This is a genomic window from Ohtaekwangia koreensis (genome assembly GCF_900167975.1).
GTDB classification, from domain to species: Bacteria; Bacteroidota; Bacteroidia; order Cytophagales; family Cyclobacteriaceae; genus Ohtaekwangia; species Ohtaekwangia koreensis.
This window is the reverse complement of sequence record NZ_FUZU01000003.1, coordinates 391,876-408,338: the sequence shown is the minus strand read 5'-3', so window position 1 is coordinate 408,338 and position 16,463 is coordinate 391,876. Positions and strand designations below refer to the sequence as shown.

Sequence of the window (16,463 nt, the reverse complement as noted above, 5' to 3'; positions counted from 1 at the left end):
TAGCTTTTTACTTTAAGCTCCTTTATCTTTGCTAAAACTTTTGAAGGATAAAAACCTTCCGATATGAAAACAGTAGAACTAGTACTATCGCCCGAAGAGGCGTTTGATGAAGATCAATTCGAAGCCTTGCTATACCAGAAGCTTGGCTTAAAAAAAGATGGAGATGTATACATCCAGCCGGTTAAACGTTCCATCGATGCACGTTCGCGCCAGGTTGTGATTCGCGTGCAGTGCGAATTGCTTTCTCCTTCAGAAAAAAGATCATCCACAAGCTATACCAAGAACTATGATGATGTAAGCAATAAGCGACAAGTCATTGTGGTAGGCAGCGGTCCTGCAGGATTATTTGCAGCACTTCGTTTGATCGAGCTCGGTATAAAACCCATCGTACTGGAACGCGGTAATGATGTGCAAGCAAGACGCAGAGACCTTGCATCCATCAACAAAGATCACATTGTTAATCCAGAATCAAATTATTGTTTTGGTGAAGGTGGTGCAGGCACATACTCCGATGGTAAATTATATACCCGTTCTAAAAAACGTGGCGACATCCGAAGAGTATTGGAGATTATGGTAGCACACGGTGCTAAAGATGAGATTTTGTTCGATGCGCATCCACATATAGGGACCAACAAACTTCCCAAGCTTGTAGCTGAACTCAGACAAAGTATAATACAGGCTGGAGGAGAAGTGCACTTCAATACAAAAGTTATAGACTTCATAGTAAAAGATGAAGCTATAAAGGGCGTTGTTCTACAGAGTGGAGATAAGATTGAAAGCGAGGCTGTCATTCTCGCCACCGGGCATTCTGCACACGATATATTTCATTTGCTTCATGATAAAAAAATACTAATAGAAGCGAAGCCGTTTGCATTGGGTGTTCGCGTAGAGCATCCGCAGATTTTGATCGATCAGATCCAGTATCACTGTGAAGGAGATCGCGGCCCATATTTACCAGCATCATCCTACGCGCTAGTACATCAGGCAAATATAGATGGAAAAGATCGCGGTGTATTTTCGTTCTGCATGTGTCCCGGAGGTTTTATTGTACCGGCAGCCACCGCCCCCGGAGAAGTTGTTGTTAACGGCATGAGCCCTTCGAGAAGAGATTCCAGGTTTGCAAATTCAGGCATTGTGGTCGCTATAGATGAAACTGATTTTAAAGAATATGCTCATCACGGTGCACTTGCAGGCATGATTTTTCAATCGTCTATAGAACAAAAGGCATGCGCTGTAGCAGGTGGTACACAATTGGCTCCCGCACAGCGGCTTGTAGATTTTGTTGAGAAAAAGATTTCGTCATCATTGCCGGAGACGTCCTATCAACCAGGTTTGGCTTCTGTTGAGATGCGGGAGATACTTCCAAAACGGATAGCCCATGCGTTGCAGCAAGGTTTCCGGAACTTTGGAGGTAAGATGAAGGGTTATCTTACAAATGAAGCGCAGATTGTAGGGGTTGAGAGCCGTACGTCTTCACCGGTAAAGATTCCGCGTGATAAAGAGACACTGGAGCATCCGCAGATACAAAATCTTTTCCCATGTGGAGAAGGTGCCGGATATGCCGGTGGAATTGTTTCAGCTGCCATGGATGGTGAGCGTTGTGCTGAGGCAGCTTTTATGAAAATTAACAACAGCAGATCTTCTGATAAAGCTTGAACATAATAAGCAATGAATAAGAAAACAGTCATCATAGGAGCAACCAACGATCCATCACGGTATGCCTACCTGGCAGCATCGATGCTTACGCAGTATGAAAATGAAATCGTGCCGGTCGGTATAAAAACAGGTGAAGTATTTGGCAATAAAATTCTCGATATAAAGCAGAAGCCTAAGATTGAAAATGTTGATACGGTTACATTATATATCGGTCCACAACGGCAGCCGGAATGGTATGACTATATCTTGGGATTAAATCCTAAGCGGATCATCTTTAATCCCGGAACGGAAAATGAAGAGTTCGAAAAAATGGCAGAAGACAAAGGCATAGAAGCATTGGAAGCGTGTACGCTGGTGATGCTGCGGTCACGCCAATTTTAGATTGTAGTATAAGATCTGTATCTGAAAACAGCTATCTTTCTTCTATAAAGGAACCACACATGACAATCACTGAAGAAGCAGCTGTACAGATAAAAAAAATGTTGGTTAAGCCAGGCAAGAAATTTAAGCTCTCAGACTACGATACATCCTATACCGGCGAGGAGATCACAAAAGAAGAATCGAAGATATTACTTGACCAGGGGCTTGAACACCTCGCAGAGATCCAGGACAAACTATATGCGCATAACCGCTATAGTGTGCTTATCATTCTGCAGGCGATGGATGCTGCAGGAAAGGACAGTGCTGTAAAGCACATGTTAAGTGGTCTTAATCCCACTGGTGTTCGGGTATATAGCTTTAAGACACCTTCGAGTCAGGAATTAGATCATTATTATTTGTGGAGACATAATGCAGCATTACCGGCACGTGGTGAAATTGCCATTCATAACCGGTCGCATTACGAGAATGTGTTAATCACCCGGGTTCATCCTGAATATATACTCAATGAAAATCTCCCCGGTGTTCAGTCCGTTGAAGATATAGATAAAGATTTCTGGAAGAAGCGGTTTAAACAGATCAACCGCTTCGAAAAGAATTTGTCAGAAAACGGAACGATCATCCTGAAGTTCTTTTTGCATGTATCTAAAAAGGAGCAGAAGAAAAGATTTTTGGAGCGCATCGATAATCCAACCAAGAACTGGAAGTTTTCCCTTGGCGATTTAAAGGAGCGTGCGCATTGGAACGACTATCAGAAGGCATACGAAGAAGCATTAAAGGCTACATCCAGAGATCATGCTCCCTGGTTTGTTATACCGGCAGACGACAAATGGTATGCACGGCTCGCGATGGTGTCAATCATCTATAAACAGTTTCAATCCCTCAGCCTCGAATATCCTTCCGTTTTGGCTGAACAAAAAGCAGAGCTTGGAAAAGCCAAAGTACAACTGTTGGCAGAAAAAGAGACCGCCCGTAAATCAAAAAAAAGTAATGATCATTGAAAGGTATAGGAAGGTCCAGAAACCCGAATGGTTATATCTTTATCGGCCAATGCTCTAGATTTTTTATCAATTAGAATCCTGGTTCGTTCATTCCAGGGATTGTTCATCAGTGAAATGAATTTCAGATTTTTAAAATCAAATATACCTTCGGGTAGATCAGTCATATAGTTCTCCGAAAAATCGAGTTCTTCAATCCCCCCGAGATTCAGCAACGAAAGCGGAATTTGTTTAAGGCAGTTATTATTTACCAGCATGATCCGAAGGTTCGACAACCGGTCTATATCTTCGGCAATTCGCGTAAGTCGGTTATCATATGCATAAATCTCCTGAAGCGAAGCTATAGCAGTAAGTTTCTCGGGTAACACCAGCAGTTTATTGTGAGCAACGAAAAGTATTTCCAGAGATGTCCAATTGCTGATAAGGTTACTGATGGTATCAATCTGATTGAAGTATAGATCAATAACTTTTAAACTTCGCAGTTGATATACACCCCATGGAACAGAGGTCAACTGGTTGTTATAAAACGATAAATGTTCTAATTTTTTCAGCGTGCTTATTTCAGGTGCTACTTCGGTAATTTTATTATGATTGAGGCTGAGACGCGTAAGGTTCGGAAATTGAGCGATGCTGGCAGGTATGCGGTAAATATTGTTCTGCTGCAATGCCAGCTTTTGAAGGTTGGGATGACTCTTCAATTTGTCACGAACCAGTGTAATCTCATTGTGCTGCAGACTTAGTTCATCGAGCTTCGTGTTGTGTGCTGCACCGTTGGGAAATTTTGTAAGTACATTGTTGGAAAGATCAAGCATCGTTAACGCCTTGAACTTCCGATAGGAGCGAGGCAATGCATTAGGGCGATCACCATGGATGGTGAAGGACGTTACATGTATATTCTTGCTAAGCTTCAGTGGCCTTTTACTTTTATTATTCAGGATCGTAATGCTTGTTAGTCGTGGAAGATTATTGATCTGCTTTTGAATTTTACGAATCGAACAGTTTACAATCTCCAGGCTTTCGAGACTATCACATTGAAGAAGCTCTTCCGGAAGCGTGTTAAGTTTTCTGCTGGCGATGCTAACTTTCTTGAGTGTATGAATGTCCTTTCGTGAGTGTATACTATCAAAAGGTATAAAATCTTCAGATGGTTTATAAATTGTTCTGAGACGAAGAACGGACTCTTGATAAATCGTCTGCTTCAACGCCATGATGCTGTCAAGCACCTTTATATCCACGGGCTCGTGGCTTGATATCGCTTGAAGCACAGCATCAACGTTAGCCAATCGAATAGAGTCTTGCATCGACCTGTAAACAGGAACTTCAACGTTGCGTTTTTTTGTTATCAAGGGTTGCGCAAGTGAAGAGGACAAGAACAAAAAATGCAAGCTTATAACGATCAGAAATTGCAGTGCTTGATGACGCATAGTGATCAAAACTAAAAATTTAGTTATTAAAGTCAAAGCTGCTTTTTTTGATGCTCTTACCTTTTAAAAAATACATCGTTTTTTTTCTTGAAAGATGCGGTGTGGCAGGCAAAAAAACTTATTTTTGACGGTTCGAAAAACAGACAATGAGCGAAGAGAAAACGAAAGTTCCAGCTGATTATTCAGCGAGTAATATTCAAGTTTTAGAAGGGTTAGAAGCAGTACGGAAACGTCCTGCAATGTATATCGGAGATGTGGGCGTAAAAGGCCTTCATCATTTGGTGTGGGAAGTAGTAGATAACTCGATTGACGAAGCACTTGCCGGGTATTGTGATACCATCAACGTAGCTGTTAATGAAGATAACTCCATCACCGTAGAAGACAACGGTCGGGGTATCCCAACGGATATGCACGAAAAAGAAAAACGTTCTGCATTGGAAGTTGTGTTAACGGTACTTCACGCGGGTGGTAAGTTCGATAAGAATACCTATAAAGTTTCCGGAGGTTTGCATGGTGTAGGTGTATCCTGCGTGAATGCACTTTCAGAAATGTTGCATGTTACCGTGCAGCGTGAAGGTAAAGTATTTGAACAGGAATATGAGCGCGGTGCTCCGAAGTATTCTGTTCGTGTAATCGGTGAATCAGAAAAAACAGGAACTACTGTACAGTTCCTTCCGGATAAACAAATCTTTGCTAACTGGGAGTATAATTATGAAACGATCGCCTCACGTCTGCGTGAGCTTGCGTTTTTGAATCCTGGTATTACCATCAATTTGAAAGACCTTCGTGAAAAAGATGAAAAAGGTGAAGTAAAAGGGCAGACCTTTTTATCGGTAGGTGGCTTGCGGGAATTTGTAGAGTATATAGATTCAACACGCGAGAAACTGATTCAAGCTCCGATCTATGTCGAAAACGAGAAGGGTGAAATTCCGATTCAGGTTGCGTTAAGCTATAACACTTCGTTCAGTGAGAACCTGGTGTCTTACGTTAACAACATCAATACGCACGAAGGAGGAACGCACGTAGCAGGTTTCCGCAGAGCATTAACCAGAACCCTGAAAAGTTATGCTGATAAATCAGGACTGCTTGAAAAAGTGAAACTTGATATCAGTGGTGACGACTTCCGTGAAGGGTTAACTGCTGTTATATCTGTAAAAGTAGCCGAACCACAATTCGAAGGTCAGACAAAAACCAAGCTTGGTAACTCCGATGTTATGGGGGCGGTTGACCAGGCGGTGGGTGAAGTACTTCTTCATTACCTCGAAGAACATCCGCGTGAAGCAAAACTGATTGTTAATAAAGTTATACTCGCAGCACAGGCACGTCACGCAGCACGCAAGGCTCGTGAAATGGTGCAGCGTAAAAACGTTTTGTCCGGTACAGGTCTTCCTGGTAAACTGGCTGACTGTTCAAGTGCTGATCCTTCTATCTGCGAGCTTTACCTTGTAGAGGGAGATTCTGCGGGTGGTTCTGCTAAACAAGGAAGAGATCGTAACTTCCAGGCTATACTTCCCTTGCGTGGTAAGATTCTGAACGTTGAGAAAGCACAGGAACATAAGATCTACGAGAACGAAGAGATCAAGAATATGATCACTGCGTTAGGCGTAAGCTTCGGTACTCCCGAAGATGATAAGGCGCTTAACATGAACAAGCTTCGTTATCACAAAGTGATTATCATGACCGATGCCGATGTGGATGGTAGCCACATTCGTACGCTGATCCTTACTTTCTTTTTCCGTTATATGAAAGATCTTATCGAAAGCGGATATGTATATATAGCACTTCCTCCTTTGTACCTTGTGAAGAAAGGTAAAGAAGAACGCTATTGCTGGACAGAGGAAGAACGTGCTGCTATAGTGGCTGAGATCTCCGGAGGTAAAGAAGATTCTGTCAATGTACAGCGCTACAAAGGTCTTGGTGAAATGAACCCAGAGCAATTGTGGACAACAACGATGGATCCGGCTAAGCGTTCACTCAAACAAGTAAGTATAGAATCGGCTGCAGAAGCGGATCATTTGTTCTCGATGTTAATGGGAGATGAAGTTGCACCACGAAGAGATTTCATTGAGAAGAATGCGAAGTATGCACGCATTGATATCTAAAATTTTTCTTTTGTGCTTATCCGGTAAATGTTAACTGAATGATAGCAGTGAAGAGTTAACGGATAAGTTTAACTTTTTTACCTTGCTGACATGGACGAGTTACAAATTTCTACGGATAAGATAGCGCAACAGATATATGAGAGTAACTACATCAGCCGCGACCTCAGCTGGCTGAAGTTTAACTATCGGGTGCTTGAGCAGGCTAAACATATAGATCGCACAATCTTTGATCGCCTAAAATTCTTTTCAATTACAGCTTCCAACCTGGATGAGTTTTGTACCATCCGGCTTGGAAGTTTATATAATTATCTGGACTATAATAAAGAACGTTTTGATTATAACGGCTTGCGTGAAGAACCTTTCCGTAAATTGTTATTAGCTGAAACAAAGAAGTTCTTCAATGATCAGAATGACTATTACGTCAATAATCTGAAGCCACTCTTTCCACAAAATGGCTTTGTAATCTCTGAGTATAAATCACTCTCTCCGGAAAATACCCAACGGGTAAATGAGTATTTCAATCATACCATTTATCCGATGCTCACGCCAATGGTGTTTGATAATTATCACACCTTTCCGGTGTTGATGAATAACAGATTACTGTTTGGTGTAGTAACCAAAAATACTACAGACCTACAGAATCAGCAGCGGGTATCATTTATACAGGTGCCACAAAATCTGCCACGATTCTATGAGCTGGCAACAGAAGATACGATTGAGTTCGTACCCATTGAAGAGATCATCCGGAACAATATCCATCATCTATTCAGAAATATAGAGATCACTGGTATCAACCTTTTCAGGATCAACAGAAACGGAGATTTTACACTAGAAGAAAGTGAAGATATAGAGTCAAACTTCCTGGAAGACTTAAAACGCAAATTGAAGACACGCAGAAGCGGACGCGTGGTAAGAATGGATGTTGAAGAAAATCCTGACCCGTGGATGATGCGCTTGTTGAAGATTCAATGGGATCTTGATGAGCACAATATCTTTTATGTTCCGAAGGAGAGTATGCTTGAGTTCAACGGACTTATGCAGATCATCGGGCATAAGGAGTTTAAGAGCAAGCGATCTCAGCCACCGGCTCCAATCAAACCGCTGAACTTTCCCGAGCAAGGAAGCCGGGATTTGTTTGAGGTTTTGAAAGAGCGGGATATACTGTTGCATCATCCCTATAACTCGATGGAACCCGTACTTGAGCTTTTGGAGAAAGCTGCAGATGATCCACATGTACTCTCGATCAAGATTACCATCTATCGTGTTGCAAAAGAATCGCGTGTTACAGCGGCTTTGCTTCGTGCTGCAGAAAACGGGAAGCACGTTGCCGTATTGTTCGAGGTAAAGGCGCGCTTTGACGAAGAGAATAATTTACGCGAAGCACAGCGTCTGCAAAAAGCGGGTTGTTTTGTTATATACGGTGTGAGTAGTTTAAAGACACATACAAAATTATTACTCATTGTCCGCAAAGAAGAAGATGATAAAGTATATCGATATGTTCATCTTTCCAGCGGTAACTATAATGAAAGTACTTCGCGGCTGTATGTGGATATAGGCCTGCTAACGACAAAGGAAGTCTATGCGAATGATGTCTCCGAATTTTTTAATGTTATAACAGGACACTCTCAGCCATCAACCTATAGGAATCTGATTACATCTCCACGCGATATGCGTATCCAGCTTTGCAATCTTGTAAAGCGCGAAGCGGAGAATGCACGTAATGGAATTCGGTCAAGTATAGTCATTAAGCTTAATTCGTTTCAGGATAAAGAACTGATTGATGAATTATACCTTGCATCTCAGGCAGGTGTACAGGTGAAGCTCATTGTTCGTGGCATGTGTTGCTTGCGTCCGGGAAGATTTGGACTAAGTGAAAATATAGAGGTGATTTCCATTGTAGGAGAGTACCTTGAACACTCGCGAATATACTATTTTCACAATGCTGGAAATCCGAAAGTATACATTGGCAGCGCTGATGCCATGGTGAGAAGTTTCGACCGCAGAATTGAGTCTCTTTTCTTATTGGATGATGACTTCCTTAAAAAACAGGCCATCAACAATCTTCGGTATAACCTGAAAGATAACATCAATTCGTATATCATGAAGGAGGACGGATCATATGTTATCAAAGAACTTAACGGTGAGGCACCGTTTAATATTCACAAAGAGTTCTATCACGTAACCCGTGAGATCGTAATGGATGCCAGCCTTCTTTAAAATACAAGGTGAGATATGTATAAATAAAAAATCCCGGGATATATACCCGGGATTTTTTATTTAGGTTGACGTAAACACTACTATCGATAATTATAGTATTGCGGACATTCTGGATTTTTATGAATCCCTCTGAATATAGATCGAAAGTTTAGCATAAACTCATGTGTACCATTAGAGAAATTATTTAAATCAGATTGAGTCCAATCATACGAATATCCAAAATGTAGCTTATCTGTCAGTTTAAGATCGATAAAGCTTATGAATGAATCTCCAAGACGATAAGAACCACCGATGCTGAATACGTCATAAAAGATCAACGCTGTATTGATATCAAAACTTAACGGCTGGCCTTCTTGAGTTCTTACCAGGAACGAGGGGTTGATCTTTACCTTATCCATCCTGTCCAGTGGCAACACTGCGCCACCGCGTAAGAAATAGTAGCGGGCTTCTTTGATGCCACCTAAAAGTGTTTCAACGGAATTCGCGACTTCATTATTCAGTATGAAAGGCACTGAGAATCCCAGGAAGAAGTTTTTCTTACTATAGAATAAACCCGCTCCGAAGTTTGGCTTCACCTGTTTTGAAATGTTATAAAAGGAAGCATCATCCGGATTTTGCAAATCAAGTTTACTATAGTCTGCACCCAATAGATTTATACCGGCCTGCAATCCCATCGATAGTGTAGCATTCGGGAAGTGGATTTTATAGGCATAGTTTAAATAGATGTGATCATTGCTATAACTGCCGATCTCGTCATGATCAAACATGATTCCGACACCTACCTTATTCTTTGCCAATGCCGTGTGCGCACTGAAGTTGAAGGTTCGCGGCGCACCCGGAAAGTTAACCCATTGGTTACGATACATGGCGGTTGCACTGAACTTCACGTGTGCCCCAGCATACGCAGGGTTAATAACCATCTCGTTAAAATAGTATTGCGTAAAGACCGGGTACTGCTGTGCTATACTTGCCATCGTGATGCCAAGTATAGCCAGTGTAGTTAAAAAAATGCGTTTAGGGGTAGAGGTCATTTTACTCATTAGTTAACAATTTCAAGATAACCAGCTAAAGGTTTAGTACCATCACGTTTATCGATGACGTAGAAGTATGTACCGTCAGGAAGGTTTGTACCCATCATGCTGATACCCTTGTTCGATTTACCATCGAAGAATATATCAATGTTGTTATACCCTTCATGTTCGTATACCAATGTACCGGCACGGTTGAATACCTTCACGATATTGTTCGGGAATTCCTGGATACAGTTGATAAAGAAGATGTCATTTTTACCATCACCATTTCTGGACACACCGTTGTAAGGTCGGATATCTGTTTTCACCTCTACGTCTTTAGAAGCTTCACAGCCAAGTTGCGTAATGACGGTCACTGTATACTTTCCGGCCGGAATACCTTGGAGTACCGGATCGCCCACAATGGTTCCAGTCTCTGTAACCCAAATGATCTCGGCAATATCAACATTGTTCGTTATGGTAAGCATGATCTGACCATTGTCTTCTTCACAGCTTGCCGGGATAATAGCAAAGTCGAATTCCGGAAGTATAGGTTGTGAAAGTATTTCTTCACTAACCGGATCAGACACGCAGCCTGTTATGCGGCTTGTTGCCCGTACTGTATAGATACCAACTGCAAGACTGTCATAGTAAGGACCTACGAAATCAGGAGTAACTTTTACGGTTGTACCGATATACCACTCGAATATATAGTCAGATGTGTTTCCATTCACCGATGCACTCAGTATACCGTTGTTTTCAACACAGCTTGTTACATGAGAAATTACTTCTATACTTGGTTGTTCAACGCCTATAGGAGCGAATTCAATGGACACCTGTGTAGTGTCTGAACAGCCCGTAACAATGTCGCTGGCGATCACCGTGTAAGTGCTGTCTCTCAAGCCACTGATTTGTGAGCCCGTTACAAAAGGAGGAGGCGTTATAGTTTCACCATACCAGTCGAAGTTATAGTCAAGGATGTTGCCACCAACAGAGGCAGACGCAATTCCGTCAGCTTTAACTACATCACAATTTGTTCTGGGACTAAGTGACATCGCAGCTACAACTGGATATTCACGAATATCTTCTATCTCCACAGTATCTGAGACCTCACAGAAAGCATCTAACTTATCCGTTGCAACCACCAGGTACGAGTTCGGAAAAGTGGTTGGCTGCAGATTCTCTACCAGTTTACCTGTATAATCAGGTGTTGGTTTTACTGTATTTCCAATGTACCACTTGTAATCGTAGTCATTTGGAGTAGAGCTGGTAATCGTTCCATATACAGCTCCGTCAGGATTAACGCAGAACGTAAGCGGGCTAGATGATGCAGTCATTGTAACAATAGCAGTATCCTGAGACAATTCATAGGTATCGGTAACCTTACAATGTGAAGTATTATTTTCTACTTCTACTGTGAAGAAGCCAGGATTAATGGTTTGTGCAATGTTACCAGCGTTTCCATAAGTATCAGTACCGGTTACATTCGCGGCAGGTAGGGCAGTCGTTGTTGTTGTTCCGGCAAACCAGTTATAGGTATAGGATGTACCCGGAAGACCTGTTGCCTGAACTTTGAGTTGTCCTAAAACATTAACCGGTTTTAGGCATTTTGAAGGAACTATAAATTCAAACAGGTCAACACCAATCGAATTAATCGTTTCATCTTCAATAACAAAGCTTGCGGTAATATCGCACTTGCTTGCATTGTCTGTCGCTGTTACATAGAATTCTCCAGCTCCCAGGTTTCCAATGTCCCCGATAGTAGCATCATTGTCTGCGATCACAGAGTTGTCTATTCTTCTCCAGTCGAAAGTATAGCCTGCAAAAGGAGGTGTGACAGCTATACCATCCTCCATTATGCGTTGGAATGCTGCTCCACCTTGTGTTAGTGGAGTTACACCATCAGGACCGCACTCTGTTAAGCTCGTTGTTGTGAGATCGCCATTGGCAGGATCTACAGTTACTTCCATCGGATCATTGAGTACAGTGAATACATTCTCTGTGAAACAACCTGCATTTGCACCGCCATTGTCAACAACAAGAATTCTATACTCACCAGGCTTAAGGCCTGATATATCTTCGGTAGATGCTGAGAAAGTTGGATCAGTATCAGATGTCCATTGATAATCATAGTCTGCAGGAACTCCTGAGCCTAATCTTAAATCAATGGAGCCGCTTCCTGGGTTACCCACTACCTCAGTTTTACAAAATTTATTGACGGTAGTATTTGCTGTGGTTGCCGTTGCATCGATAACCGGATCAACAATAGTCTGTTTGATTGCGAAAGTTGCTGATGCACGACATCCTGCCAAAGATCCTGTATTGGCTACCGCTACCATTGTATAATACTTTGTAACAGTATTGAATGGCCCGTTTGAGCTGAACAAGTAATTCGTTCCATTCGGGCCGGTATAGGTTGTTCCTGTACCGATGCCAGTTTCTGGATCTATACTTCCTTCATAGTATACAACCGAGTAGTCAGCATTTGTAAAACCTACTGTCGGTTTCAGTTCCGCGGTGATACTTCCGCCATTATCAGGTACACATGTTGTTATATCCGTTTGAGAAAAAGGAGTCAACGTATGTCCATTCAAGAATGGCAGATATATAGGGAATTCATTTTTACAGCCAGTATCACGATTGGTGATTTCGACAACGTACTGTCCATATCGGAGGTCAGTAACAAGAGAAGTAGAAGATGTATTAACAACCGTTGTAATCTGTACGCTGCTTGAAGTAACCGTAAATCCTTTGAACCAGCGGAAGTCATACCCAAGCACATTTGCTGTACTTACCTCGATTTGTATTTGTCCATCTTCAGAGATACAATCGTTCGGCTCTGTAAGAACAGGAGTGTTGATAGCAATTGCTGTGATGTTATTCGAAACCACTGCTTGTTTGGCAGGCGTTACGCAGCCATATACTTTATGACGGGCACGCACAGTATAAGTGCCAGGATTAACTCCTGAAAGTATATTCGTAGTACTGGAAGTAATCAGTTTTGACGGAGTTACAGAAGTTCCTGTATACCATTCAAATGTATAGTCACTTGGCTGACCAGGGCTAACGGTCTGTACTTCTATTTGACCGTTGTTTGGCGTACAAGTCGATTGTCCTGTTGCAACGATGGTAAGTAGCTCGGTCGTTACCGGACCACCAATCGTAATCTGTGCTGTTGAGGAGCAGGTGGTGACTTTGTCCGTAACTTTTACTGTAAATGTACCGGCGGCAAGACCTGTTACAGACGGATTGGTTGCACCTGCAATGGCATTCGCAGGTAATGTGTTGGCACCTTTATACCATTGGAAATTATAATCCGCCACGTTGCCTTGAATTGAAACTGTAGCGGCTCCGACCGAACTAACACAAGATGATTGATCGGAATCCTTAACGATCCCCGTTATTACAGGAGGTTTGGTTTGTTTTATTTTTATAGTTACTGTATCAGAATTACATTTTGTGTTGTTATCCATTGCAAAGACAGTATAGCTGCCTGCAGTAAGATTATTATATACGGATCCGATAAAGTCGTCAGTAGGTTTAACAAAGCTTCCATTAAACCAGGAGATCGTATATCCGGTTGTTCCCCCGTTAATGGTAGCGGTTGCGCTTCCTAAATCAGTTGCAGAACAAGTTATATCAACATGCGTTGTGTCTAAAGTAAAAGGAACAGTAAGATCTATTATATCTCCTGAATCGTTTCCCTGACAACCTGTAGACTTCTCAACTACAAGGACAGAATACGTTCCTGGTTTTAATCCATTTATAGTGTGACTGATACCCACTGTGTCTCCAACAAGAATTAGGTCACCTGCGTACCATATATAAGTAAATTTACCGGTTGGCTCTCCGATGCCATCACCGTCGGTGTCATTTACGATAGCTTGTAACTTTCCATTCGGATTTTTACAATCGTCATAATTTCTTTCCGTGATTACGTTTACATTAATAGTCCTCGATATTTCCTTTACAACAACACTTGCTACTGTATCGGAACTACACATTGCTGTTTTGTGTATCGCGTATACAGTGTACGTGTCTGCAGCGAGACCAGAGTACGTATGACCGACATGGTCAGCAGCACCAATAGGTTTAGCAACCGTTCCTTTAAACCAATAGAAATTGAAACTCGTAGAATCCTTAACACCATTCAAAATAACATAGGCGCGAACAGCACCATTGTTCGGTGAATTAGTAAGATTGCTACATTTTAAATTATCGCGAACCAACTCTGCCTGAAGCGATACAGGAAGAGGTACTACATCCGCTTCTAAAATGTTATCCCCGTAATCACATTCTTTAATTGTTGAATTCGGATTTGGAATCGTTATAGGAGATGGTATAGTTGTTCCATCATCGTTCAATACTATAAATAATTTAAAGGCAGAGCCTGGTCCTGTTATAGGTACATTGGTTTGAGTAAGAGTATCACCTGGACTCATACTGCTCAATGGAATAATCGTTTTTCCAAGGAAGATAGCTCCTGCAGCGGTGGGGTCTCCATTATAAAATGAAACCGGTAAATTACCGCTCACGGCGATGTCACCTTTATTTCTAAATTTAAAGGATACTGTAAAATTCTTGTCAGGACAGGTTGGAGGGTTTACCTGAACATTGAGCCCTGGTCCGAACGGAGTAACCGCCAGGTTAGGCGCTGCATATGACGGACAACCAAATGAGTTCAGGTAAGGCGCCTGATTCAAAAAGTTGTTGAGAGGCCTACTTTTTCCATCTACAAAACATTGCGCATTTTCAGCATATACTAAATGGTGCGCTTGAATTTGTCTTGGTATAGTAAGGTCGTCATTTACGTTGGCTACAAAGTAACCGTGCTGGTTCCAAAGTTTACGTGCGGGCACCCAAGGTACATTTGCAGATTCATATACCCGGACTTCTGCAGCATCCCATAAGGAGTGATCCTTTCCTGCAACAGTTTCATCAATGGCACAGGTAACGCAAATTTCTGTTGACCCATCACCATTCATATCTACAACAATTGGATATTCGTTCGATGTACGGGAAGCACATCGTACCGGAGTACTGCGCGTTACTGTAACAACACCGCTTACATTGGTGGTAGTATATATATAGATATAGTCTTCATCGCGATAAACAATTTCTGATTTACCGTCAGCATTAAAATCGAACATGGTACATCCTGTATAACCGGACGTTTCTTCGGTAACTCTTCTTCTCCAAAGCGTATCGAGTGCACTGCCTGTTTCTTTTAATGCATATAAAAATTTACCGGAGACATAAACGGCATTCATCTTCCCATCACCATCAATGTCTGCCAGGTTTATACGGCCTGCTCCATTTTGCCAGCCATTTTTATACTTGGAATCACTTGCATTGGAAAGATCGGTATAGGTTTTGAGCTGGTCATTTTGAACGTCCCAATAGAATATAGTAGTTGTTCTATCCTGGTTAGTGCCCGATTGGGTTGTTGAACCAACAGCAACTACATCTAAAAAGCCATCCAGGTTAAAATCAGCCACGCTTGTTCCGCTTCCTGAAGTGCGTATGATTCTTGTAAAATATTCAGTCCGTTGTTTTACAAGTGTTAACGTAGAAGTAGAGGGAGGAATTCCCGGAGGAGGAGCTGGTCTGTTTATGTTGACTGAATAAATACGGCAGCCTGCCACAAGTTCTTGACCCGCATTTGAACTAAGAATATCGACAGCGATGGGAGCGTTACTATTTTCGAACCAGTTACCGCCGGCATCAAAATTATTCTGGCCCATTAATGTTCCGGAATGCGCATCATAAATTCTTGTACGGAAGTATAGTTCTACAGCACCGTCACCATCAAAATCTGTTAGCCCCAATGTTCCGGGATATACACCACAGTCTATGGGATTTGCCCAGATCTTAGTTCCATTACAGTCGTAGGCTATAATTCTATAATTTGTTCCATCGCTGGTAGCTGTCAAAATAAACATTTCCGCGCAGCCATCTTTATTGATATCAGCCATCGCGATATCTTCAAACACAGGAGCAAATCCATCGGCAAGAAGATCAATTTGTTTGTCGAGCGCCAGTGTAGTGCCAGCCGGTGGAGCTTGCAATATATTAACGGATCCTTCTGATGGATTGGCGTCACCGCTTCGATAGGTTGTTACAATTTCAGGGGTACCATCTTTATCAACATCCCCTACAATTAACCTGTTAACGTGATTCGTGCGGTTAGGCTCCGATTTAAACTTGAGCTTCATCTCGAATGGAGGGAAGGTAGTGGGCCTAACATCACAGGTTATATCTTTTCCAATAAAAAAATCTTCACAGACCGCCTCGATGGAACATTCCTTGTCATAACAATCAATGAATCTATCACCATCATCATCAATGCCGTTATCACAGATTTCGCAAACTTTACCTGCGCAATCTCCATCCCGGCAATCGACTAAACCATCACCATCGTCATCCAAATTGTTATTACACTTAGTACCTGTCTCCTGTGCGAACGAATTTATAGCTATCAGGCTAAGGAATAAGATTAGTAAAATTAACCTTTTCATAGGGGTAGAAAATTTTGTACAAATCTAAAGGACACAAGTGAATCAGTGCTGCCTGTTAGTAATATTCTTTACCAGTGAATTCTATTGTTAGAACTGGTTTACTGAACATCTTACACAGACCCGTATCCAAGAGTTATATTAAAATCCGAAGGAGCTTGTA

The 16,463-nt window shown here is 41.9% G+C and carries 8 protein-coding genes; 5 read left to right on the top strand and 3 right to left on the bottom strand.

Annotation, left to right across the window (positions count from 1 at the left end; all coding sequences use genetic code 11):
• Window positions 1-63 precede the first annotated feature (63 nt).
• Genes B5Y40_RS20870 through B5Y40_RS20860 form a run of 3 tightly spaced genes read left to right on the top strand, consistent with a single transcriptional unit; the run spans window position 64 to window position 3,035 of the window.
• Complete coding sequence (locus B5Y40_RS20870) at window positions 64-1,656, top strand: NAD(P)/FAD-dependent oxidoreductase (protein WP_079688782.1); 1,593 nt, start codon at window positions 64-66, stop codon at window positions 1,654-1,656.
• Between the two features lie 12 nt (window positions 1,657-1,668).
• Window positions 1,669-2,037 carry a CoA-binding protein gene (locus B5Y40_RS20865; protein WP_079688781.1) on the top strand — a complete coding sequence of 123 codons (369 nt, stop codon included), beginning with the start codon at window positions 1,669-1,671 and terminating at the stop codon, window positions 2,035-2,037.
• Between the two features lie 59 nt (window positions 2,038-2,096).
• Window positions 2,097-3,035 (top strand): polyphosphate kinase 2 family protein, encoded by a 939-nt coding sequence (locus B5Y40_RS20860; RefSeq protein WP_079688780.1) that lies wholly within the window; start codon window positions 2,097-2,099, stop codon window positions 3,033-3,035.
• Here B5Y40_RS20860 and B5Y40_RS20855 read toward each other — a convergent pair.
• Window positions 3,029-4,456 (bottom strand): leucine-rich repeat domain-containing protein, encoded by a 1,428-nt coding sequence (locus B5Y40_RS20855; RefSeq protein WP_079688779.1) that lies wholly within the window; start codon window positions 4,454-4,456, stop codon window positions 3,029-3,031. The genes B5Y40_RS20860 and B5Y40_RS20855 overlap by 7 nt on opposite strands.
• 146 nt (window positions 4,457-4,602) lie before the next feature.
• Between B5Y40_RS20855 and gyrB the strand changes: the two genes are divergently transcribed.
• Both gyrB and ppk1 read left to right on the top strand, forming a co-directional pair.
• A complete protein-coding gene (gene gyrB / locus B5Y40_RS20850; RefSeq protein WP_079688778.1) occupies window positions 4,603-6,558 on the top strand; it encodes a DNA topoisomerase (ATP-hydrolyzing) subunit B in 1,956 nt (651 codons plus the stop codon).
• A 90-nt stretch (window positions 6,559-6,648) separates the two neighbouring features.
• Window positions 6,649-8,775 carry a polyphosphate kinase 1 gene (gene ppk1, locus B5Y40_RS20845; RefSeq protein ID WP_079688777.1) on the top strand — a complete coding sequence of 709 codons (2,127 nt, stop codon included), beginning with the start codon at window positions 6,649-6,651 and terminating at the stop codon, window positions 8,773-8,775.
• A gap of 80 nt (window positions 8,776-8,855) precedes the next feature.
• Here the strand turns inward: ppk1 and B5Y40_RS20840 are convergent, their stop codons facing one another.
• Window positions 8,856-9,806: a PorP/SprF family type IX secretion system membrane protein gene (locus B5Y40_RS20840; protein ID WP_159453765.1), complete on the bottom strand. Its 951-nt coding sequence runs from the start codon at window positions 9,804-9,806 to the stop codon at window positions 8,856-8,858.
• An 8-nt stretch (window positions 9,807-9,814) separates the two neighbouring features.
• Window positions 9,815-16,303, bottom strand: coding sequence for a T9SS type B sorting domain-containing protein (locus tag B5Y40_RS20835; RefSeq protein ID WP_079688775.1), 6,489 nt, complete (start codon window positions 16,301-16,303; stop codon window positions 9,815-9,817).
• Window positions 16,304-16,463: the final 160 nt, after the last annotated feature.

Bases quoted from the DNA above. Each gene is read 5' to 3' on its own strand.
- B5Y40_RS20870 (WP_079688782.1), top strand. From the start codon at position 64: ATGAAAACAGTAGAACTAGTACTATCGCCCGAAGAGGCGTTTGATGAA.
- B5Y40_RS20865 (WP_079688781.1), top strand. From the start codon at position 1,669: ATGAATAAGAAAACAGTCATCATAGGAGCAACCAACGATCCATCACGG.
- B5Y40_RS20860 (WP_079688780.1), top strand. From the start codon at position 2,097: ATGACAATCACTGAAGAAGCAGCTGTACAGATAAAAAAAATGTTGGTT.
- B5Y40_RS20855 (WP_079688779.1), bottom strand. From the start codon at position 4,456: ATGCGTCATCAAGCACTGCAATTTCTGATCGTTATAAGCTTGCATTTT.
- gyrB (WP_079688778.1), top strand. From the start codon at position 4,603: ATGAGCGAAGAGAAAACGAAAGTTCCAGCTGATTATTCAGCGAGTAAT.
- ppk1 (WP_079688777.1), top strand. From the start codon at position 6,649: ATGGACGAGTTACAAATTTCTACGGATAAGATAGCGCAACAGATATAT.
- B5Y40_RS20840 (WP_159453765.1), bottom strand. From the start codon at position 9,806: ATGACCTCTACCCCTAAACGCATTTTTTTAACTACACTGGCTATACTT.
- B5Y40_RS20835 (WP_079688775.1), bottom strand. From the start codon at position 16,303: ATGAAAAGGTTAATTTTACTAATCTTATTCCTTAGCCTGATAGCTATA.